15 protein-coding genes are annotated in these 22,506 nt (G+C 68.8%); 4 read left to right on the top strand and 11 right to left on the bottom strand.

Features of this window, described 5'->3' with window-relative positions; translation table 11 throughout:
* Positions 1 to 9: 9 nt before the first annotated feature.
* The 9 genes from OXG83_13400 to OXG83_13440 form a co-directional block, all read right to left on the bottom strand.
* Complete coding sequence (locus OXG83_13400; GenBank protein ID MCY3966024.1) at positions 10 to 996, bottom strand: DnaJ domain-containing protein; 987 nt, start codon at positions 994 to 996, stop codon at positions 10 to 12.
* A 155-nt stretch (positions 997 to 1,151) separates the two neighbouring features.
* Complete coding sequence (locus tag OXG83_13405; GenBank protein ID MCY3966025.1) at positions 1,152 to 1,403, bottom strand: ferredoxin family protein; 252 nt, start codon at positions 1,401 to 1,403, stop codon at positions 1,152 to 1,154.
* A gap of 79 nt (positions 1,404 to 1,482) precedes the next feature.
* A complete protein-coding gene (gene thiO, locus OXG83_13410; protein ID MCY3966026.1) occupies positions 1,483 to 2,598 on the bottom strand; it encodes a glycine oxidase ThiO in 1,116 nt (371 codons plus the stop codon).
* Positions 2,599 to 2,603: 5 nt separating this feature from the next.
* Positions 2,604 to 5,036: a PDZ domain-containing protein gene (locus OXG83_13415; protein ID MCY3966027.1), complete on the bottom strand. Its 2,433-nt coding sequence runs from the start codon at positions 5,034 to 5,036 to the stop codon at positions 2,604 to 2,606.
* 2 nt (positions 5,037 to 5,038) lie between these two features.
* A complete protein-coding gene (locus OXG83_13420) occupies positions 5,039 to 6,364 on the bottom strand; it encodes a hypothetical protein (GenBank protein MCY3966028.1) in 1,326 nt (441 codons plus the stop codon).
* A complete protein-coding gene (locus OXG83_13425) occupies positions 6,330 to 8,102 on the bottom strand; it encodes a M48 family metalloprotease (GenBank protein MCY3966029.1) in 1,773 nt (590 codons plus the stop codon). The genes OXG83_13420 and OXG83_13425 overlap by 35 nt, the downstream gene beginning before the upstream one ends.
* A 217-nt stretch (positions 8,103 to 8,319) precedes the next feature.
* Positions 8,320 to 10,260 carry a PDZ domain-containing protein gene (locus tag OXG83_13430; protein MCY3966030.1) on the bottom strand — a complete coding sequence of 647 codons (1,941 nt, stop codon included), beginning with the start codon at positions 10,258 to 10,260 and terminating at the stop codon, positions 8,320 to 8,322.
* Positions 10,257 to 13,283 (bottom strand): VWA domain-containing protein, encoded by a 3,027-nt coding sequence (locus tag OXG83_13435; GenBank protein MCY3966031.1) that lies wholly within the window; start codon positions 13,281 to 13,283, stop codon positions 10,257 to 10,259. Before OXG83_13435 ends, OXG83_13430 begins: the two co-directional genes overlap by 4 nt.
* A 12-nt stretch (positions 13,284 to 13,295) precedes the next feature.
* The gene (locus OXG83_13440; GenBank protein MCY3966032.1) at positions 13,296 to 14,600 is read right to left on the bottom strand and encodes a hypothetical protein; all 1,305 of its coding nucleotides are present in this window, start codon (positions 14,598 to 14,600) and stop codon (positions 13,296 to 13,298) included.
* A gap of 141 nt (positions 14,601 to 14,741) precedes the next feature.
* Between OXG83_13440 and OXG83_13445 the strand changes: the two genes are divergently transcribed.
* From OXG83_13445 to OXG83_13460, 4 genes are read left to right on the top strand one after another with little or no spacing between them, the layout of a single operon-like run.
* A complete protein-coding gene (locus OXG83_13445) occupies positions 14,742 to 15,428 on the top strand; it encodes a hypothetical protein (GenBank protein ID MCY3966033.1) in 687 nt (228 codons plus the stop codon).
* A 15-nt stretch (positions 15,429 to 15,443) separates the two neighbouring features.
* Positions 15,444 to 16,508, top strand: a complete 1,065-nt coding sequence (dctP, locus tag OXG83_13450) for a TRAP transporter substrate-binding protein DctP (protein ID MCY3966034.1) — start codon at positions 15,444 to 15,446, stop codon at positions 16,506 to 16,508.
* An 8-nt stretch (positions 16,509 to 16,516) separates the two neighbouring features.
* A complete protein-coding gene (locus OXG83_13455; GenBank protein MCY3966035.1) occupies positions 16,517 to 18,430 on the top strand; it encodes a TRAP transporter large permease subunit in 1,914 nt (637 codons plus the stop codon).
* Positions 18,427 to 18,996 (top strand): hypothetical protein, encoded by a 570-nt coding sequence (locus tag OXG83_13460; protein MCY3966036.1) that lies wholly within the window; start codon positions 18,427 to 18,429, stop codon positions 18,994 to 18,996. The genes OXG83_13455 and OXG83_13460 overlap by 4 nt, the downstream gene beginning before the upstream one ends.
* 4 nt (positions 18,997 to 19,000) lie before the next feature.
* On the opposite strand, the gene OXG83_13465 is transcribed toward OXG83_13460, so the two are convergent.
* Together OXG83_13465 and OXG83_13470 are read right to left on the bottom strand one after the other, a co-directional pair.
* Positions 19,001 to 19,291 (bottom strand): Smr/MutS family protein, encoded by a 291-nt coding sequence (locus OXG83_13465; protein MCY3966037.1) that lies wholly within the window; start codon positions 19,289 to 19,291, stop codon positions 19,001 to 19,003.
* A gap of 12 nt (positions 19,292 to 19,303) precedes the next feature.
* Positions 19,304 to 22,246: a hypothetical protein gene (locus tag OXG83_13470; GenBank protein ID MCY3966038.1), complete on the bottom strand. Its 2,943-nt coding sequence runs from the start codon at positions 22,244 to 22,246 to the stop codon at positions 19,304 to 19,306.
* Between the last annotated feature and the right edge of the window lie 260 nt (positions 22,247 to 22,506).

Consider the following 22,506-nt stretch of genomic DNA (forward strand, 5'->3'; position numbering starts at 1 on the left):
CGTACGTTGTCAGCGGTCGTTCCCGGCGGCTCGGGGGACCTCTCCGGACGGCTCGAAGCCGGATGTTTCCCGGAGCTGCTCGAACAACGTCTGTTCCTCGGCGGTGAGCCGCTTCGGCACGACGACCTGAATCTCGGCCAGCAGGTCGCCGTCCGGACCCTTGGGATTGGGTAGTCCGCGACCGCGCAGGCGCATCTTCCGGCCGGTCGACGAACCCGGCGGAAGCGTCGCCTCCGCGTAGCCGCCGAGGGTGGGAATCCGCACCTTGCCGCCCAGGGCAGCGGTCCAGGGAGCCACGGGCACGTCGCAGTGAAGGTCGCGCCCGCGGCGGCGGAAGACCGGGTGCGGCAGGGCCTCGACCTTGAGCAGCAGATCACCGTCGGGTGCGCCCATGCCCTTGCCGCCCTGGCCGCCGAGCCGGATCGACTGGCCTGGCAGCACGCCCCTGGGAATCTGCACCTCGAGGTTCTTCGTGCGGCCGGTCGAACGATCTAGAAACTCGATGGGCCGGGGACCGCCCTCGGCCAGGTTCTCGAGGCTGAGCGGCAACGCCACCTCGTGGTTCCGGCCGCGGCGGGGCCGGGTCCAGCTCCCGGGGCGGCCACCCCCGGGGAAGCCCTGCGGCCCCGCGCCCCCGAACAACATGTCGAAAAAGGAACTGAAACCGGAGGCGCTGCCGGAAGCCCGGGCGCCGCCGAAGTCGAAGCGCTGGTCGCCGCCGAAGTTGAAATGGAAGCCCTCCCAGCCGGGCGGGGGAGCGCCCCCGGTCTGCACCCGTTGCCAGGCAGCGCCGTACTGGTCGTACCTGCTGCGCTTCTCCTCGTCCTTGAGGACTTCGTAGGCTTCGCCGATGTCCTTGAAACGAGCCTCGGCGCCCGGGTCCTTGTTCACGTCCGGGTGGAACTGGCGGGCCAGCTTGCGGTAGGCGCGCTGGATGTCCGCCGCGGAGGCATCCTTCGCCACCCCCAGCGTCTTGTAGTAGTCCTTGTATTCCACCGGTTCTCCATTCCGAGGGTCTGCGTGGTCTGAGCACGAACGACCCAAGTACGGCTCATAGTTTAGTCCATCACACTCAACTTTGCCACCGCAGACACGAAGGGCGCGACTCGCGTCGCGCCCCAGGAATCTCTTGCCGCCGTTGCCGGCTCAGTTCACGGCGGGTCGAAGCCGAACGCCGTGTAGTTCAGCGCGATGTACTTCTCCTGGCCCTCGGGAACCTCCTCCAGGGGCAGGATCGCCTGCACCGGGCAGGCATCGACGCACAGGCCGCAGTCGATGCACTCCTCGGGGTGAATCAAGAGCAGTTCCCAGTCGTCATCGTCGTAGATGCAGTCGACAGGGCAGACATCGACGCACGACGTGTCCTTCACGCCGATGCATGGTTCAAAGATGATGTGGGTCATCGGACTCTTTCCTCGCGCGGGACAACCAGTGCCGGCCTTCGAGTTCGGGCGGATGCGGAGAGCCGGGAGAGTAGCAGAGTCAGCGGGCGTACGGACCAAAGCGTTCGGGCCGCATCGCGGCCGGGACCGGCGCGACCGGGTTCGCGGGTCGGCCGAGGACCATCGGCGCGATCATCCGGGCGGTGAGCGGGGCCAGCAGGATGCCGTTGCGGAAATGTCCGGCGGCGATGTGGAGGCGATCGCTCAGCTGACCGACCAGCGGCCAGCCGTCGGGCGTTCCCGGGCGAAGCCCGGCCCAGTGCTCCACTGGTTGCCGGTCGCGCAGCGTGGGTAGCAGGTCTGCGGCCGCGCTGGCCAGTCCGTTGCCGACATCGTCGGTGAGGCTCAGGTCGAAGCCGGTGTGTTCGACCGAGGCGCCGATCAGGAGGCGGTTGCCGGCACGGCGCACGGCGTAGAAGGACGGGGTTCGGATGGCGCCCGTAAAGGTCCAGTCGATGGCGTCGAACGCGATCATCTGGCCCTTGACGGGACGGATCGGCAGCGTCGGCAGACCCTGGATCGCGGGCGTCCATGCGCCGCCACAGATCACGACGGCGCCGGCGTCGCGCGCGAAGCCGGTACCGGCGGCCGAGACACCGCCGGATGCCTCGGTCACCCGCTCGACCGTGGCCCGGTGAAGGGTCACGCCCCGGCGTTCCAGTGCCGCTGCTGCCGCTGACGCGGCTAGCCGGTTGTCGACGCGGTGTTCGCCGGGCAGCAGCAATCCCGCCTCGATCCCGGGTCGAAGATCCGGCACCAGGCGGAGCAGGTCGTTTCGGTCGAGCTCGGAGGTCGGCTCGCCGAGGTCGGTGGCCTGCTGCCGGATCCGGGCCAGAACCTTGCGACCGGGTTCGTCGAGGACCGGCAGGATGGAGCCCGCGTCGTCGTAGTCGATCGAGATCGCGCTCTCGCGCTCGAGGGCCGGGGCCAGCCTGGTCCAGAGATCGCGCGACCTGATGGCCATCCTGGCGAATGCAGCATCGGCGCTGCTCTCGGCGATCGGCGCGATCATCCCCGCCGCGTTGGGCGAGGCGGCGCCGGCGCGGCGGTCGTCGACGACCTCGACCCGGGCGCCGGCGCGAATCAGCTCGCGGGCGATCAGCAGGCCGATCAGGCCTCCACCGACCACCAAAACGTCGGGCCGCGGCCCGGACATGGGCATCAGTTGTCCGCCAGGGCGTCGGCGTGCAGGCGCGCCCGGGGCGCGACCCTCGGCCCGCCGTCGGAGACGAGGCGCCCGCGCTCAGCGGACGCAAGGGCTTCGAAGACCGCCCGAGCGCGAGCCCGGTACTCGCTCCGACCCTCGTCGGCGAGGTCCTGCAGGGCGAGGCCGACGGTGTACTCGACCGCCTCGCGGCCCAGTCCGCTACGGCCGGGAGCATCGATCGTCCGCAGGCGGCGGATGGCCTCGGGAGCGTCGCCTTCCGCGAGGAGCAGGTTGGCGAGGTTGAACTCGAGCAGCCAGCGCGGGATGTCGCCGCTTCGATCCAGCTCCTGGAGCAGCCGCGCGGCCGCAGCGGACGGCAGCAGGTCGGGGTCCCGGACGTCGAGCTGGGTCCACCCCCACCGCGGCTCGACGGTCAGGCTGGTCACGTTGTTCCGGTCCTGGACCTCGAGTTCGATCACGCCGCCGGGCTCCAGGTCTTCCAGCGCCGCGGTCAGTTGCAGGGTCGAGGAAGCTGCCGTGCCGTCGATGGCGAGGACTTCCATGCCGGGCCGGAGCCCCGCCGCCTCGGCAGGGCCGCCGGGTTCCACCGTGGCCACGATGGGCACGCCCGCCGTCAGCGAGTCGATCAGGACGGCGCCGAACCGCGGCGTCTGGCGGCCCAGGTCGGGGGCGAGAGCGCCGGCGAGCCGCGTGAGCGGTCCGTCTTCGAGCCTCCCGCCCTCGATTCGCACCGTCCTCACGTCGGGTCCCGGGGGACCGGGGACCGCCGGCCACCACCACAGGTCGACCGCGTCGGCGACCAGGTCGTCGTTCAGTACGGCGGCGAAGTAGAGCGCCGCCGGCAGGTTGGCCTCGACCTGCTCCTGGATCGCGTTCCAGTCCAGTTCCCGGCGGGCGGTCTCCCGGTCGCGCAGCGTTTCCGCGTCGACCCCCAGGTCGGCGAGTGTGGCGACGCCCTCCGCGGCACGTCCGAGGACGGTGTAGACGCCGGAACCGCGGAACGACTCGAGCGCCGCCTCCATCGCGCGAACGCCGGCCGGATCGTCACCCAGCACTCCGAGGTAGACAAGCGCGGGCCGGAGTTCGACCTCGATGTCGATCCGCCGCCGGTCCGCGGCGACCACGGAGGTCTCGAAGTAGCCCAGCGTGCCGTGGGTCACCGATAAGTCGTACGCGCCGGGAGGAAGCCGCACCTGGGGCGGCGACTTGGACCAATCGGGGCGGAGAATCCGGCCGTTGCCAAGGACGGTCGCACCTTCGCTCAGGCCGGCCAGACCGATCACTGCCTCCTCCCGCTCGAGCACGATCGGCCGCAGGTCGTAGTCGCGCAGGTCGGGCAGTTGCAGGCTGGTCCGGACGCTTCGAAAGCCGTCCTTCTCGACCTCGATCCGGTAGCGGCCGGGCGGCAGATCCTCGATCCAGAGTTCCTCCGAGAAGTCCTCGGGCGGATGCGCCGAGACGGGGCCCTCGGGCCGGAACCAGGGTTCCGCCTGGCCGGCGGTTCGCCCGCGTTCGATGCCGTCGACGAGCACGGTGGCCCCGGTCGGCGCGGTCCGCAGCCGGACGACCGCGCTGTCGCGCTCCAGCTCGACTTCGACTTCGAGGTCCCGGTCGCCGACGATCGTGAACGCGGCGGTGGTTGGCAGGAAGCCCGGGCGGACCACCGAGGCCAGGTAGTCGCCGACCAGCAGGGGAGTCGGCTCCGGAGGTTCGAACGGTTCCACGTCTGGCTCGGCCTCGGCCTCGGGATCGGAAGCGGTGGAGTCGTCGCCGTCATCGGCTGGAACCTCCTGTTCGCCTTCGTCTTCCGCTTCCGCGCCGGCCTCCGCCGCCGGCGGCGCCTCCGGCGGCCTGTTGTTCTCGAACTCCAGGTCGCCGACCAGGATGCGGGCGTCCCGGGGGAGGACGAGAAAGGAGACGCGTCCCACGAGCTCCTCCCTTCGGCTCTCCAGGCGCTCGGTCAACTGCCTGCCTGCCGTGTCGGCGTCCAGCTCGAACAGCGGATCGAGGCGGACGATCCGGTCGAGCGCCTCGTCGGCGGCATCCCGGTCGTCGAGCGTCCAATGGGCGGCGGCAAGGTAGAGCCACGTGGTTTGCAGGGTCTCGAACAGGCGTGGGTCGTCGGCCGCGAGCGTCCGGGCGTCACCGGTTGCCGCGGCGAGCGGCTCAAGCGTTGCGATCACGGTCTCGAGGACCGGGATGGCTCCTTCGGAGTCGCCTTCCGCGTAGAGATCGCCGGCTTCGGCGAGAGCGGCCGTCGCCTGCGGCGGCAGTCGGCTCGAGCGTTCGATCTCCAGATCGCTGCGGCCGATCTCCTGGACGCCGAGACGCTGGGCCGCCACGGACCCGCAAAGAGCGAAGAGCGCCGTCAGAACCCCCGCGGCTGCCGCGAGCACGGGTCGCGTCGACGTGCGGTTCCGCGGCATGCCTACTCCACCACCAGGACCGCGCCGAGCCGGCTGTCGGCGATGAAGATGCGGCCCCTGGCGTCGACCGCGATGTCCTCTGGAGCCCGCAGCTCCTGAGCGCTCGGAAGGATGGGGCCGATCGTGGCGATGGGCACGGCGTGGGGATCGTAGACCAGAACCTGAAGGGACGAGGCGTCCAGCACGTAGCGGTTGCCGAACGGGTCGACGTCGACCGCCGTGGGCCGGTTCCAGTCGGCGCGGAACGACTCCTCGAAGTCGCCGTTCCTGCCGAAGCGATGCACTGTGGCCGGTTGCGAGCGGGAGCCGGCATCCAGGACGTGGATGGTGCCGTCCTCGCCCACGGCGAGATCGATGGGCTGGTTTATCGCGCCGAGACGGAGGGTTTCGAGCGGGCGGCCGTCCGGGTCGTAGCGAAGCACTTCGGCGGTGCGGCGGGAGAGGAGGGTCCAGTTGCCGAACCCGTCCTGGTGGGCGGCGACGATCCGGTCGAGCGTGCCGCCCTGGGGCCGGCCAAAGGAGACCGTCACGAGATCCTGGAGCCGGGTCACACCGTCGGCCGTGATCACGGCGCCGCCACCGCCGGCACCCTGGCTGGGCCGGACGATTCCGCGCAGGTCCCGGGCCGAGGAGGGGCTCCCGTTGGGGTCGAGGATCGCGGCCCGGTTCGGTTCGGTGACGAGGAGTTCGCCGTTCGCTCCGGCGGCGACGCCGCGGGGTCTCTCGATTCCCGCCTGCTCGGGCAGGTAGGGCCTGGACCGGCTCCAGGGCTCCCTACCTGTGAGAGGCCGCAGGATCAGGCGGTGAATCAGGGTCATCCGGTCGAGGGCGGCGTCGGCGAGCCCGCTCGCTGGTTCCGCTCCGGCGGCTTGTCGGAGCCAGCCCTCCCGCGCCAGCCTCAGATGGTCGACTGCCCCCTGCCAGTCCCCGCGCGCAAGCAGTAGTTCGCCGAGTTCGTAGTGGGCCCGGGGCGTCCACTCGTTCTCGGCTTCGCGCTCCAGGACCCGAAGCAGTTCGCCGGCGGCTTTCGCTACGTCGCCGGTGCGCCGTCCCAGTGCGGAGGCCTCGACCAGGGCCCGGCTGCGAACTGCCGCTTGGGGATGTTCGCTCGCGGGGAGACGCCTACTGAGCGCCAGCAATTCCCCGCGCGCCCGCGCCAGGTCACCTGCGCTACGCGCGGTCCCGACGTTCACGAGAACGGCGTCGACGGCCGCGGCGACTTCGCGCTCGACGGCCTCCCGCTGGGCCGGCAGCGCCGCGGCGACGAAGACCAGGGCGAGGCCGAACCAGAGGCTACGCGTCGACCTGATCGTTGAGCCTCTCGTCACTGATCCGTTGGGCGCTTGGCGAGTGAGGGGCATGGGTGAGGATCAGGTTGGCTCGCGCAATCGCCTTCGCCGCGTCGCCGAGTTCCTGGTACGTGAGCATCTCCTTGTACAGCACGTCCGCCAGTCTGTTCAACCGCTCCTCGACCTCGCCTGCGTAAGGGCCGTTCGGGAAGCGCTCGAGATACTCGGAACCGCTCGTGATGTCGTCATAGCTGCCGACCAGTTTGCCCAGCCGGTCCTCGGCGCGCTGGCCGAGTTCGGGGTCGCGTTTCTGGGACGCGAGGTGCTGGAGGGAACCAAGACGTGTGAGCACGGGCGCCAGGTTGCGCAATCCTCGCTGAGCGTCGGCCGCGGGACTGTCGCCGTCTTCGGTTATCGCACCGGCCGGCTCCGACTCCCAGGCTTTGAGAAAGTGCTCCACCGCGTCCGTCTCGCGGCCGAGCCGGCTGTAGGAGATCCCGAGCAGCAGCGCCACCTTGGGTGCCCGCGGAGAGTCCGGATAGTTGGAGAGGAAGGCCTCGAGGAAGGGTGTCTCGAACACCCCCCGGTCGAGGATCCTGATCGACTGGCCGTAGAGCTCTTCCGACTGGCGGCGCAGGTCGGCCATTTCGTTGCTGAGCACCGCCAGGAAGGGCGTCTCGGGGGTCAGGGAGCGGACGCTCTCCATCTGCTGACGGTAGGCGGCGGTGATCCGGCCGTAGTCGCGGGACGTGGCCAGCCGTTCGAGTTCCGCGTCGCGCAGCCTGTGCAGGTTCTCGAGCCGAAGCGATTCTGCGGCGGTGCCCGAGGGCCACGCACCGAGGGCCATTGCCTTCAGCAGATCGAGTTCCGGCGATGACGGAGGTCGTCCCTGCCGGCGGCCCTGAGGCTGCTCCTTCGTACCCCGTTCCGCGTACTCGAGCAGTACGGTCTGCGTGGCGGTGCGGTACGCATCGACGTCTTCGGACGGTTCCGGCTGCAGCGTCGCCAGGTAGCGGGCGCGGGCCTCGGCGGCAACGACGCGCGAGTCGAAGAACGGGTGGGTCTGCCAGTAGCCGAGGACCTTCGCCTGGGAGATGCGTTCGCCCATTCTGGTCATCAACTGAGCCAGTCCGTTCGGATCGAAGCCTGCGGCGGCGGCGTAGCGCTGTCCCTCCTCGTCGCTCTGGTCCTCGTGCTCGCGGGAGTAGCTGCGCATAAGCAGTTCGGTGAACACCATGCCCCCTGTAAGGGCCGCTTGGGCGGCTGCCGCGGTCGACCCCTGGTCGCGGGTGTAGCCGTAGGGACCGACGTAGCCGTCGTTCCGATCGGACGCGGCTGCCGCGATCAGGCCGACGGAGAGCAGGGAACTCGCCACGTTGAGCAAGGTCGCGCGCTTCTTCTGCTTCAGGAAGTGCTCGGAGGTCACGTGCGCGATCTCGTGGCCGAGGAGCGCCGCCAGCATGTCATCCGAGAGCCCCAGGTCGAGCATGCCCTTGGTCACGAAGATCTGCCCGGCGGGCAGAGCGAAGGCGTTGGGCAGGGGCGTGTCGACGACGGCGAAGGTGAAGGGGTATTCGTCGAAGTCCGCGTGGTAGGCGACCTGGTAGCCGATCCGGTTGACCCGTTCCTGAGCCGCCGGGTCGTCGAGCAGCCCGTACTGCCTGACCGCCTGAGCCGCGGCGGCGAGGCTCTTCTGGAACAGTGCCGGATTGGAGATCTCCAGTCCCGACGAAGAGCTGGCGGTGCCAAGGAAGAAGGCCAGGGTGACGGCGGTCACGGTCCGTGTTGAAGACGCTTGTCGGGTGCGAATCATGGGTGGACCAACGGTCGCGGGACCGTACGAGATTCCATCCGAGCGTCCGGTGACGGGCGCTACGACTGGTTCGCGTGTGGCGCGAAACGCGCCACACGGGTTCCGCAACGTCCTAGGATAACCCCGTAACGCGGTTGCTGGTGATGCCGGATGCGGTCGTGATGTCTCGCCGGTGTCGCTTTCACCGTTCGGCTAGCGCGTCTGCACGCAGTCGGGCGCGGGGCGCGACCTCGGGTCCTTCGTCCGCATACAGCCGGCCATGCTCGGTCAACGCGAGCGATTCGAAGACGCGCCGGGCGCGTTGCCGTACCTCGTCGTGGCCTCGGTCAGCCAGGTCGGACAGTGCGACTCCGAAGGTGTACTGAACCGTTTCCGCCCCCAACCCGGCGCGGTCGGGGGCCTCGATCTCCTCGAGGAGCTGAATCGCGCTCTCGGGATCGCCAGCGGCGAGCGCCAGCGCGGCGAGGTCCAGTTCAAGGAGCCAGCGAGGCGTGTCGGCCGAGCTGTCGAACTCCCGGATCAGCCCGGCGGCCGCGGCGGCCAGGTACAGATTCGGAGCGAGAACATCAAGCTGAGTCCACCCCCACGCTGGATGGATGACCGTGGCGGTGGCTTCCTTTCCGTCTCCTCCGACTGCGAATTCGATTCCGCCCCCGGGTTGGAGCCGGTCCAGGGCTGTCGTCAACTGGTCCGCCGAGGCGGGTTCACCGTCGATCTCCCTGACCTCGATCCCAGGTTGCAGGCCAGCGGCTGCGGCCGGTCCACCCGGATCAACCGTGGCGACGATGAGACCGTCGCTCTTCAGCGACTCGATCAGGCCGACGCCGAGATCGGGCGTCTGGATTCCAACTTCAAGTACCGGATTCAGCGAACGAGCAAGCCGTCTCAGGGCGCTGCCCTCGAATCTTCCGCTCCTGAGATCGATGGACAGCACGTCGGGTCGGGCGGGACCGGGCGCAGCCGACCACCACCACAAGTCGACAGAGTCGGCCGCCAGGTCGTCGCTCAGCACAGCGGCGAAGTACAGTGCCGCCGGAGTTTCCCGTTGGATCTGCGCTCGGATGGCGTTCCATGGGAGCTCGGTCTTCGCGGTTGTCCAGTCGCGCAGGACCTGTGAGTCGATACCTAGGTCGGCGAAGACGGCGCGGCCCTGTTCGCTACGGTCGAGCACGATATGGACCCCGTCGTCCTTCAGGAACTCGATCGCGGAGGCTACGGCGCGCAGTCCGGCCGCATCCTCGCCGAAGGTTCCGAGGAAGGCCAGAGCCGGCTTCATCTCGACGCGAACTTCCAGCCAAGCGCCATGCTCTACGACGACCGATGTCTCGAAGACGTCCTGTCTGCCGCGAGTGACGACCAGATCGAGCTGGCCTGGCAGCACGGCCACTTCCGGCTTGAGCTTCGATCGGTCCGGCTGCATCTCGCGGCCGTTGCCGTAGACCTTCGCGTCCTCCGGCAGCCCCTCGAGCAGGAGCATGGCGTACTCCTGCTCGAGCACGACGGGAGGTAGTTCGTAGTCGAGCAGGGCGGGGATGTCGAGCGTTTGGCTGAACGTGCGGAAACCCTCTCTCCTTATCTCGAGCCGATGCGAACCGACGGGCAGGTCGGCGAGCCACAGTTCGGCTGAGAAGCTCCTTCCGGGAGTAAACGCCGCTGGCCCTTCCGGAGTGAAATCTGGCCTGGCGTGTCCCTCGGTGCGACCGCGTACGAAACCGTCGATCAGTACGGTCGCGTTGCTCGGCGCGGTTCGCAGCCGGAGCGTCGCACTGGCGCGCTCCATGGTGACCACGACGTCCATCTCCTCGCCGGCGGCGACGCTGAAGCCGACGAGCGTCGGCAGGTAGCCCGGCCGTGTGATCTCGGCCACGTAGTCGCTGGCGGGAAGCGCGAGGCGTCCCGGTGCGCGAAGTACCCGGCGTCCGACTTCGATTCGAGCGTCCGGCGGCTCCGCTACGAAGGTCGCGCCTCCAAGGGCCTCCGGTTGGGGCCACTCCTGCGCGGCCACCGGGCCTTCACGTCCGGTTCCTGAGAGAAACAGGACCATGATCCACGCGGCTTGGAGCACCGCGCCTGGGGCCGACAGAGGCGTTCTCCGGTTGCCGGTGTGGCCAATGCAGATCATGGGTAGTAGCCGCTGATCGTGCGGGCGCGGCGTCCGTCCGTGACCCGAACTTCGACCTGCCGGAAGTCGTCGTTCGCGGACTGCTGGTTCGAGTTGTAGGCCAGCAGGTACTGTGAGCGGAGTTCCCTGTCGATCTGTCGATACACCGGCTGTAGTTCCCTGGCCGCCGAGATGAAGAACGCCCGCCCGCCGGTCACCGCGGCGATCTCCTGGAGTTTCGACCGCAGCAGCGGTTCGTTGTCGCCAATGCCCAGCCCGATCGTGTAGATGACGACCTCCGAGTGCTTGGCGTACTCCAGGACGTCGGGATAGGTGGCGGAACTCGACGTATCCTCGCCGTCCGACAGGAGGACGAGCGCGCGCCGTCCCCGGATGCCGCGGAAGTAGTAGAGGCCTGTCATCAGGGCATCGTGGAGCGCCGTCTGGCCGCTCGCGCGAAGCGCGCGGACCGTGTCCACGACCGCTTCCACGTCGGATGTCTGTCCCATGAGCAGATGGGGACGGGACGCGAACGCCACTGCGAACGAACTGTCACTCGGGTTGAGCAGGTTGGTCAGGAACTGCGCGGCGGCCTTCCTGGTCTCCTCCATGACCGGGTCCATCGACGCGGACGTGTCGATCGCGACCCCAAGGGTCAGAGGTAGGTTCTCGACGAGTTCAAAGGTGGAGATCTGCTGTGTGACGCCGTCCTCCAGCACGGTGAAGTCGGCCTCCCGGAGCCCGACGATCGGGCGGTTGCCCCTGTCGGTCACGGCCGTGTAGAGCTCGACCATGTCGACATCGATGCTGTCGGAAAGGGCCGACGCGCTGAGAAAGCGGACGTCCTCGGCGCCGCTGCCGTCGTCCAGCGTCGCTGTGACCGTGAGGTAGACCGGTTCGGCCTCGTTGCGGGCCCTGGGCACGCTGATCTCGGCCCGCCAGGGTGGTCTCTGGAGTTCGACCTGGACTTCGTCCCCTACGCGAAACTCCACGGCGCTGACTTCGCGTCCTTTTGGTACGACGATGGCCGCCCTCGCTGGCGTCGTGCCGACGACATCGACGCCGCGGGCCGGCTCCTCGATGTTCACTCGCAGGTCGCCGCGCTGCTGGTTCAGGACCAATTCGTTCGCCGCGACGACATGGCCATCGGCGTCGAGCCCTTCGACGGTGAGCACTTGTTGCGTCGGATACTTGGCCAAGCGGAGCATGGTCCAGGCCTTGGACCTGGGCTCGGTCGCCTGGTGCCTGCCATCGACCAGGAAACGGACGGCGACGATGTCGCTGCCGCTCACCCGCACCTCGGCGCGATACTCGCCGACGACGATCTCGGTATCTGGCGGCACAAGAGCCAGAGAAGTCTTCGCGTGCAAACGAGATCGGGCGGCGATCGAAGGCCCCCGGTCGCTGCCGAGCCGGCTGTTCTCGGCGGCCTCCAGATCCCTGAAGAGGGCGACCGCCTGATTCCCGTACTCCGCGTCCACCTGGTCTGCTAGTTCGGAAAGGGCCAGCCCGATCATGTACTCGACGGTCTCTCCGCCGAGGCCGCCTCGCCCCGGCGCTTCGATCCTCCTGAGCAGACGAACCGCGCTTTCGGCTTCACCTTGCGCGAAGAGGATGGACGCGAGTTCAAGTTCGAGCAGCCATGCCGGGACGTCTCCGGGACTCTTGAGTTTCTGAATCAGGTGTGCCGCAGCCGTGGCCGGCAGCAACTCGGGAGCGAACGGGTCGAGCATCGACCAACCCCATTCTGGCTCGATCGTGTGGACTGCCGGCTCGCCCCGAGCACCGGCGATCCGGACTTCCAGAACCTCGCCTGGTCTGAGAGCCGACGTTGCGTCGATCCAGTCCTGCGCTCCCTTGAGCTGCGAGCCGTTCAGGGAAGCAAGCTCCATGGCGGGCTCGATGCCGGCCCTGTAGGCCGGCGACGCCAAGGCAACGTCGGCCACCACGAGTGGGTTGTTCACCTCGGATTCGACGAGGGTGACGCCGACCCACGGAACGCGCCGTTCGGGTTCAGGCTTCAGTGCCGCGGTCAGCCGGGCCATGTCGTCGTCGTCCGGCCGCCCGCCGGGAACGCGGAGCGCCAGAACATCCGGCGTCGCGGGGCCGGGAGCGGCCGATAGCCACCAGAGGTTGATCCGGTCCGCTTCCCGATCCTCGTCGAGGACCGCGAGGAGGTACAGGGCTGCCGGCGCCTCGCTTTCGAGCTGGGCGCGAATCGATATCCAGTCCAGCTCCCGTCTCGCCGCTTCCGCGTTTCCGCTCAGCGTGCCGTCGTTGACTCCGAGGTCCGCCAGAAGCGCCTCGCCCGTTGGCTCGAACACGATGCTGTAGGAGGTCTGGCCGGCGAGATGGTCGGCGATCGACCGTAGGGCTTGCTCCGCGAGCGGGTCGGAGCCGAGAATGCCGAGGACGGCAAGGAGCGGTCGGAGTCCGACATCGACGGTCAGCCGACTCCGGTCTCTGAGAGAAACGGAACTCTCGAAGGAGCCAGACGCACCGTGAACAACCGTCAGTTCGTACTCGCCGGGCACGATCGTGACCTCCGGCGGCGTTGTGCGGCGGTCCACGGCCAGGGTCTTCCCGTTCGCCGTGACGACGGCATCAGCGGGGAGACCACGAAACCCGATCACTGCCTCCTGCGGCTCGAGTTCGATCCGAGGCAACTCGTAGTCACGCAGGTCAGGAAGAACGAGCGTGGCTCCGTACGTGCGAAACCCGGCCCGCTTCACCTCCAGGTCGAACCGGCCCGTTGCCAGTCCGTCGATCCAGCACACGGGGACGCACTGACTTGCGGCGGCGGACGTGGCGGAAACTACGCCGCTCCGGGGTGCCTGCTCAACGCCGTCGATCAGGATGGTGACGTCCGCGGGTGTCGTGCGCAGTCGGATGCTGGCGGTAGCTTCGCGGGCGCTGGAGTCGGAGTCCGTCGTCTCCTGTGTGAAGCCGGGTCCGGCCAGTGCGGCGAGAGACAGCACCAGGACCAGGAGTGCTCGCAGCCTGTTCAGGGAGAGGCTGCACGAGTTCGTCATCCGAAGAGTCACGGTGCTCGCTCGCTACTCGAGGGCGAGCACTGTCTCCAGTCGCCCTGCCGCGATGAAGATCCTGCCCATGCCGTCGACCGCGATGTCGTTGGGCGCACGCAGCTCGATGCCGCCGGGGAGTAGCGGGCCGAGGGCCGCCATCATGTTCCCGTCCGGGTCGTAGACGAGTACTTGCTTCGCGCGCCCCTCAAGCACGTAGGCGTTGCCGAAGGCGTCCACGTCGAGAGCGATGGGGCGCCGCCAATCGGCGCTGAACGTGTTCTCGAGTTCCCCGTCGGGGGCCAGGGTCAGCAGCGCGGCGCGGGCGTCTCCCTTGCCGGCGTCAAGGACGTAGGTCCGGCCGTTCGGGCCAGGTGCCATGTCCACCGGTTGCGCCAGTCTCGTCTGGCCGAAGTCGAGCAGGTTGCCCTGCGGGTCGTAGCGCAACACGACGTCGACTTGGCGAGAAAGCACGGTCCAGCTGCCGTACGGTCCGCGATAGGCAGTGATGATCTGTTCGAGTCTGCCCCCCGAGGGGCGTTCGAACCGGATCGGGTTGGGGTCTTCAAGCCGAACCACTGTGCTGGAGACGGACACGACCGCGGTCGTGCCGCCAAGCGGTCCGACCGGGCCGAAGCTCGGCCGGGCCTGGCCCAGCCCTCGCAACTCACGACTCGCCACGAGGTTTCTTTCCCGGTCGAACTCCACTACCCGGCTGTCGTCCGCGACGAGCAGTTCCCCGCGCGGACCGGCCGCGACGGAGCGCGGCTTCTTGAGCTTCTGCTTCTCTGGCAGGTAGTCGCGGGGCAGGTAGGGGCGTATCCTGGTCCACGGGTCCTTTCCCGCAAGTCGCCGCAGCACGAGGCGGTCGATGCGCGTCATCCGCTCGAGGGCGATGCCCGGAACGTCGACGGCGCCGCCATCCCGATCGTTGCCCGCCGGCGCGCGCGGAGAGCCCTGGCGCGCCTGCCAGTAATGATTGGCCGCAAGTTGCCAGTCGCCGTTCGTCAGGACAAGATCGGCCAGTTCCAGGTGCGCCCTGGCCGTCCACTCGCTTGGGGGCTCCCGTTCCAGCACCTGCAGCAGCTCTCCCGCCGCCGCGTTGCCCACGCCGAGGCGGCGACCTATGGAAGCCGCCTCCACCAGCGCCCGACTACGGCCCGGGAACCTCGGATAGAGATGTCGGGGATAGCGCCGGCTCAGCTCCAGGAGTTCGGCGCGGGCCGCTTGGACTTCCGCCGGGTCGCGCGCGGATTTGGCTCGGTCGATCGCCGCGTCAGCCTCGACGTCGATCGAGGGTTCTTGTCCCGCGGCGAGGCCCGTCCAGGATAGGGACATGACGAGGACCGCAACGATCGTCGAAGGGAGGGCGGCAAAGCCGTGCTGGGGCCATCGGGGCATGTGTTGGGACACCGGTCGAGGCGACTGGTCACAGGCTGCTTCGGCGAACCTGGCGTTCGGACCGCGTAGGATAGCCGAGTGGCAGCGTCACAGGCGCGGGAGGCGCTGGCGGCCGCGGCGCGGAGCAGCCGCGGGCATGAGCCGTGGGTGTTCTACCCCCGTGACGGCCGCTGGCGATGGTGGTCGTTCGCGCGCGGTTGGAGCGAAGTCGAACGCTGGCAGGCGGCGCTCGATCGTGGTGAACGGCCATCCGTCGACCAGGCTCCTGCTCCACAGTCCTCGCCGCAGGCGCTGTGTTGCCACCTCGCGGCGGCCTCCGCGGAGACTGTTTCCGGGGGCATCTTCGACCGACTCCTGGTGCCGAGGGGGCCGGCACGGGAGATCGTCGTCGTCACGCCGCCGCCATCCGGACCCCCGACGGGTGTGGACCGCCTGGCCCTGCCCTGGCTGCATTGGTGCTGCGCGAATCTGGCGGCACTGGTGCTCGAACCGAGCCGCGAGGCATTGATCGGTTCGGTGTTGTGGTGCCGGCCGACAGTGCTGCTGGCCAGCATGGCGGAGGAGCGTGCGCTCGCCGCGGCCGTTCGGGAGCGGAGCCGCGACCGCGAACGCCGGGCGGCCGCGCTGCTGGACCGGCTCCGTGTGCTTCTGGTCGTGGTGGAGGATCAGGAGAGTCTCGACGAAGCGGTGGAACCGGCCGCCTTCTGGCTTGCCTGGGGCGTCGAGCGGCGGCTCGTTTGTCTAGAGGACCCGGATCGCCGTTGATACAGTGCAGGCAGCATGAGAAGGGCCGCATTCCTCCGGTTGTCGCCCCTGCTGGCTGCGCTCCTGGTTGCGACGATCGCCGGCGGGCCGGCCGGCGCTGCAGACTTCACGGTCAAGATGGCGACCCTCTCGCCGGACGGTTCGCCCTGGGACGGGTTCTTCGAGAGCATGGGCCGGGAGTGGGAGGCCGGCACCGACGGCAGGGTCAGCCTCACGATCTACCCTGGCGGCGTTGCTGGCGACGAGCCGGACATCCTGCGCAAGATGAAGATCGGCCAGTACCACGCGGCCGCCCTGTCGGTCAGCGGACTGGCGGACATCTCGAAGGACTTCACGGTCTTCGAGATCCCCCTGTTCTTCCGCTCGGAGCGGGAGATGTACCACGTCCTGAAGGAACTGACCCCCGGGCTGCGCGCGAAGCTGGACGAGAAAGGCTTCGTTCTCCTGGGTTGGGGCTACGTGGGCCAGGTGCACTTCTTCACGAATCGGCGGGCGCGCACCGTCGAGGAGATGCAGCGGCTCAAGATCTTCACCTGGGCCGGCGACGAGGCGATGACGGACTGGTGGCGGCAGGGTGGCTTCAAGCCGGTGGCACTCGCCGCCACCGACATCGTCACCGGTTTGCAGACCGGCATGATCGACGCCCTTGCGGTGCCGCCGATCTACGCCATGTCCGTTCAGTTCTTCAAGCAGGCGAAGTTCCTGGCCGACGTGCCGCTGATTCCGATGATGGGAGCCATCGTGGTCACGAAGCGCGCCTGGAATCGCATCTCGGAGGAGGATCGCGAGGTGCTGATCGCGGGCGGCGAACGGGCCGAGAACCGGATCTTCGACACGATTCCGACCCTCGAAGAGACGGCGATCAAACTGATGGGAAGTCAGGGGCTGGAAGTCGTTCAGATCGTGGGCACGGAGGTGGAGGACGACTGGAAGCGCATCGCCCGTGACTTCGCCGAGGACATGCGCGGGAGGACCGTCCCGGAGGCGGTCTTCGACCGGGCGACGGCGGTACGGGACGCGTACCGCAAGCAGCTGGAGGCCGAAGCGGCCGCCCCTGCCGCCTCGGACAGCGGCCGGTAGCGCCGCTCTTGACTGAGGGCGGCGCCGCGGCACCACTTCGGGCCGTCGTACGCCTCGCGCATCGCGTCGAGGACGGCCTCTCGAGCGTGCTGCTCGCCGCCATGGTGCTGCTGCCCCTGGCGGAGATCGTCGTCCGCCAGACGGGAACCGGCATCCCCGGCGCGCTTCCCTTCGAACAGCACCTGACGCTGTGGGTCGCCTTCCTCGGCGCGGCGCTGGCGGCGCGCGAGGGACGCCTGCTCGCCCTGGCCACCGGGAACTTCCTGCCCGAGGGGAGGTTCCGGGCGATCGCCGCGGTGTTCACCGGCGGTGTCAGCGCGATGGTGGCGACGTTGCTGGGCAGGGCCAGTCTGGATCTGGTGCAGATCGAACGCGAGGGTGGCATCGAGATGGCGGCCGGCGTTCCGGTCTGGGTAGGGCAGGCGGTGATGCCGGTGGGCTTCGTCATGTTGGCCCTGCGGCTGGCCTGGAAGTCGTCGGAACTCTGGGCGGGGCGAGCTCTGGCCGCGCTCGGCATCGTGCTGGGGCTGGCGATCGGCGGCAACGCCGAGGCGTTCGGAGAGCTTCCGGCAACCCCCTGGCTGGTCCTGATCCTGGCCTCCACGCTGCTCGGCGGTCCCATCTTCGCCGCCCTGGGCGGAGTGGCGGCGTTCCTGTTCCTCTCCGACTTCGTGCCGCTGGCCGCCATCCCGGCCGAGAGCTACCGGCTTGCCGTGTCGCCGACGCTGGCGGCGATCCCGCTCTTCACGCTGACCGGCTTCCTGCTCGCCGAGGGCGGGGCGTCGGAGAGGCTGCTGCGGGTGTTCCGCGCCCTGTTCGGCTGGGCGCCGGGTAGCACCGCCGTGGTGTGCGCCGTCGTCTGCGCGTTCTTCACTGTCTTTACGGGCGGTTCCGGCGTCACGATCCTGGCGCTGGGCGGCGTGCTCTTCGCCGCCCTCTCGGCCGATGGCTACCGTGAGCGCTTTTCGCTCGGACTGCTGACGTCGTCCGGTTCGCTCGGCCTTTTGCTGCCGCCCGCGTTGCCGCTCATCCTCTTCGGCATCGTCGCCGAAGTGCCGATCGAGGACCTGTTCATTGGCGGTCTCATCCCGGGGCTCCTGTTGATCGCGTTGATCGCCGCCTGGGGTGTCCGGGAGGGGTTGCGAAAGGGCGTTGCCGTGTCCGGGCCTTCGGTCGAGGATCTTCGAGGCCCGTTGGGGGCGGGTTGGTGGGAGCCACTCCCGCCCGCCCTGAAGCGGTTCCTGTCGGTCGTCCTCGAGATCGCGCGTGCGGTCTGGGCCGGCAAGTGGGAGCTGCTTCTTCCGGTCGTCATTCTCGTGGCGTTCTTCAGCGGCTACGCGACCCTGGTCGAAACGGCGGCCCTGGCGGCTCTCTACGCCTTCGTCGTCCAGTGCCTGGTGCACCGGGACGTGAAGCTGGGCAAGCCCCTGCTGGCCGTGTTCCGGCAATGCACCGTGCTGGTGGGCGGAGTGCTGATCATCCTGGTCGTCGCCATGGGCCTGACGAGTTGGCTGGTGGACGCCCAGGCGGCTCAGGGCCTCCTTGAACTGGTGCAGGACAACATCGAGTCGAAGCTCGTCTTCCTGCTGGCCCTGAACGTCTTCCTGCTCCTGGTCGGCTGCCTGATGGACATCTTTTCGGCCACCGTGGTCGTCGTGCCACTGATCATCCCGCTCGGTCTCGCCTTCGGCGTCGATCCGATTCACCTCGGGATCATCTTCGTCGCCAACCTGGAGTTGGGGTATCTGACGCCGCCGGTGGGCCTCAACCTGTTCCTGGCGTCCTATAGGTTTGAGCGGCCGCTCCTGAAGATCTATCGGGCCGCCGTGCCGGCGCTGATCATCCTCGGCATCGGCGTCCTGCTGATCACCTACGTCCCGGGATTGACCCTGGGCCTGCTGGAGTGGTTGGGTCGATCGTGAACTGGAAACTGTTGCAGAGCATCGCCGTCGTCTGGTCGGCGGTCTTCCTGGGGTTGGCGATCCTCACGATCGTCGGGGTCCAGATCGTTTCCCGCGACGTGCCGGGTCTGGTCTGGCTCCTGCACGCGTTGGTGGCCGTGATCGGCTTTCTTTCCGGTATTGCGGCGACCCGGCGCCGGGCCGAGATCGATGTCGAGCGGTGGAAGCTGGTGGACGACCCCGACCTCACTTCGGGCGAACGGGAACACGCGCACCGTGAGGCCGAGTCGCGGTTGCGGCGGGCCAGCGCCCAGTTCCTCCTCGGCGGCGTGACCCTGGGCGGCTGGCTGGCCTACCAGTTGCGGGCGGAACGCCCGGAAGCGGGCGCGGCGGTGACCCGGGTCCTCGGCGGCGAGACGCCGGACGTGCCGGCGCCGGACCAGACGCTGGCCGACGCCCTTGCGGCCGAGCCGGTCTATACCGTGAGCGCGTCCGACCTGCTGATCGCGACGCCGCTGATCGCCTTCGGCCTCGGCATGCTGCTGGCCCGGTACAGCGCGTCTCGCGCCGCGTCCCGGGACGGCTGAGCCTTCATCGAAGTCGGGCCACGGTGGCGCCCCAGCCGCCTCCGCCCGGGCCGCCGCTTCTGAACGATACGACCCGTGGATCCCGCTCCAGCACCTTGCGCACGATCTGGCGCTGCACCCCGATGCCGCGCCCGTGGATGATCCTCACCTCGCGGAACCCCTTCTCGTACGCGGCGTCGAGGTAGCTCTCGACCACGTCCTTCACCTCACGGGGCTGGAAGGGGTGGAGGTCGATCTCGTCGCCGATGGGAACCTCGACGATGTCTTCGGGTTGGAGTTCGTCTTCGGGAGCCATGCCTGGCTATGGCTAGAACAGCTTGAGCACGGCGATGAAGGCGCTCCAGCCGTCGTCGGGGCCGGCGAGGGCGGTGCCGACGTCCATGTTGACGACCGTACCCCAGGGGCCGATGAACGTGCCGACGATGCCGACGCCGGCGAGCAGCTCGTTGTCGAGGCCGGAGGCGGCGTCCGTGGCCCATGCGGCATCGCCCACCAGGTCGATCCGGAAGATCTCGCCCAGTTCAAAGCCGTAGGTCAGATGGGTGGCGGCTGCCCGCTCGGCGCGCACCTTGTCGCTCTGGTAGCCGTGGACGGTCACGTCCGAGAAGAACCCGAACTCGTACTTGCTGAAACGGTCGAGGTCGCTGCCGTCCACGTACTCGAAAGACAGGCCGACCTTCTGGAACTTCGGGAGATGCCAGGTCTTGGCAGCGCCGACGTTCCAGAGCGTGTAGCGATCCGGGGTCAGGTTGGCCCCGCCCAGGCCCCAGGGCTCCCAGTCCGCGCGCACGTTCCAGGTGCCGCCCGCCACCAGGCGGTAGCCGGAGCGGATGTAGCGGAGGGTGGCCCCCAGGCTGTGGCTCAGGTGATCCGAGGGCAGGACGAAGTCGTCGCCGGTCTGGTCGGCGCGCTGGAAGTTGTGCCAGGACAGCTCGTAGCGGAGGTCGAGCTTGGTGAAGCTCCCGAGGGGCCGGCCGAGACTGAAATCGATGTTCGGGCGCAGCCGTTCGACGGTCTCCTCCGGCGCTTCCATGCCGTCGCGGTAGAGGGTGTCCTGGCCGGCGAACGCCAGTGCGAAGACGTCGACGCCGGCATCCCAGCGCGATCCGAACAGGCTCGGGTTGGCGATGTCGGCCAGGATCAGCGGCCCGGCGATGAACAGGTCGGCCTGGGTGCCGGTGCCGCGCCAGTCGAATGAGAGCCAGTTCACGCCGCCGAGGGGCAGCGGGCCGTCCTGGGCCTCGTCGTAGAAGGCGCCGCCGAGGATGAACATCCGGGTCTTGTCGTCCTCCTTGACGACCCGTTCGCCGGTCTCGTTGTCGACGACCAGATAGCGAAGCCCTTCTTCCGTGTCGCGCACCATCGTCGCCTCGGAGCCCAGGGCCGCCTGACGGCGAGCTTCGAACTCGGTCGGGTTGATCTCGATGCCCGTCAGTTGGATCTCCCGTTCGACGATCGTGGTGGCGTTCAGGACCGAGAACAGTTGCTGGCCGATGAGGCGGTTCGGCAACCAGTACGACGACCGGTCCCAGGCCGCGGGCTCGCCGTTCGCGTCGAGCGGCGTGTAGAAGGTCGTCTCGTCGTTCGAGAGGACATCTCCGGTGAGGCCTAGCTGGACCGCCCGGGTCTTCACGCGGGCGAAGAGCTCGCGATCGACCCACACCGTGCCGCGGAACAGGCTGCGCCCTTCGGCCAGAGCGCCGGCCGGCTCGAAGTCGACGACCCAGGTGTCGCGGCCCTCGACGGTCGCGGTGCCGCGGAGCCGGTAGCGGTACTCCTTCGTGAAGGTGATCTCGGCCGGCATGGCCGCGGCCTTCTCCGGCTGGATCAGGGGGATCTCCGGGATCTTCTTGCGCCGCCAGCGGATCCCGTTGACGTAGAGCGTCTGCCAGACCCAGTCGAAGCCGGCCCCCTGACGGAAGAAGAAGGGGCCCTGGAAGGTCGCGTCGACGGACTGCACCCCGGTGCCGAGCTGGAAGCGCATGGACGTCGTGTTCGTGGCGGTGTAGTTCGCGATGCGCCGCGACTGGTCGTCTTCGAAGGCCTGCAGCCGCCTCAGGATCTCGCCCACCGGGACCTGACGCGTGTCGGCGACGGTCAGCGCCTCCTCGACGCTCGCCGCGCCCTCGAGACTGACCGCCAGGTCGCGGTCGAGGCGGAAGACGAAGGGCCCGTCGGTCTCGGCCAGCTCGAGTTCGTAGCCGCGCCGGGTGCGCCGTCCGCCGAACAGCAGGTCGGTTTCGCCGGTCGCCGGATCGAAGCGCGCAGGCGAGCCGATCTGCCGATCGTTGAAGCTGAGGGTCACCGGCGCTCCCGCCGCCGGTGGTGACACGACGATCCGCAAGCTCAGGTCCTCGCCGTGGACGAAGCTCCAGGCGTCGGCACCCGCGGGCGTCGAGTAGGGATCGTAGGCAACGTCGCCCGAGAACTCCTGGGCGATCAGCCGTGCGGCGCGAACCGCCGCGGCGTCGGCGTCGGGGTCGCCGGTGAGTGCGAACAGGGACAAGCTGGCACCTGCCTCCGCCTCGGCGGCGGCGCGCACCAGCAGGGCGCCGCCAGCGTCCGCGTCGGCGGCCGGACCGCGCTCGACCGCCATGAAGGCGTCCGGATCCAGGTCCCGGAGCAGTCGCCTGAGGGCGGCCAGATCGATCTCTCCGACCGCCGCGCCGGCACTGACCGAGACGCCGTCCAGATAGGCGTCGAGTTCCTGCCCATAGAGGCTGCGCATCAGCTCCGCATCGGCCGGTAACGACTGGGAGACGACGACCGCATCCGGTTGCGCGCCGGAGACCGCCACCGCGGCCCGCTTCAGAGCGAGGGCATACTCCTGGACCTGCACGGGCTCGTCCCGGAGCTCCACCGGCCAGACGAGCTGGAAGAAGGCGCCCGGCGAGGCCGTCCGCGCGAGATCGGCCAGTCCCTCCAGTTCCTCGGAAAGCTCGTCCCCGCGGTCCGCCGCCGGCGGCGGACCGGCGAAGCGGACGGCGTACCAGGGCACGGCGCCACTGTCGCGCAGCCTCGATGCCACCTCTGCCGCGTCGTCGATCGCGGCCTCATCCGTCAGATCGACGGGCCACTTGACCACCAGCAGCGCCTCCTCCGGCAACTCCGGCAGCGCACCCAGGATCTCCGCCGCTCCGCTGGGGTCCTCAGTCGCCAGACCGACACACGGATTACAGGGCAACTGCCCGGCGACCGGCAGTGCTGCAAGGAGCGCGATCGCCCCAACCAGTAGAGCTTGTTTCCTCATCGCTTCGGTTTCAGTTCCAGCCTCAGTGGCGGACCTTAGCCCGGATAACACTGTTGGGCGGCTCAGATTCCCGGACTCAATCATCCAGTCCGGCAGCTGCTGGTACGGCGGTCGTCATGCCAGGTTGCGCACCTGCCACTTGTACACGAGGGAAGCGCTTCGGCAGGCCGATGCCCTCCAGCCGGTCCGGAGTCCGGGGAGAGGGTCCCAGCGGGCTCGAAGCGAGCGACGCTCGACGCCGTTTGGGTAACCGACGCCTA

Source organism: Acidobacteriota bacterium (assembly GCA_026707545.1).
Lineage (GTDB): Bacteria > Acidobacteriota > Thermoanaerobaculia > Multivoradales > Multivoraceae > Multivorans.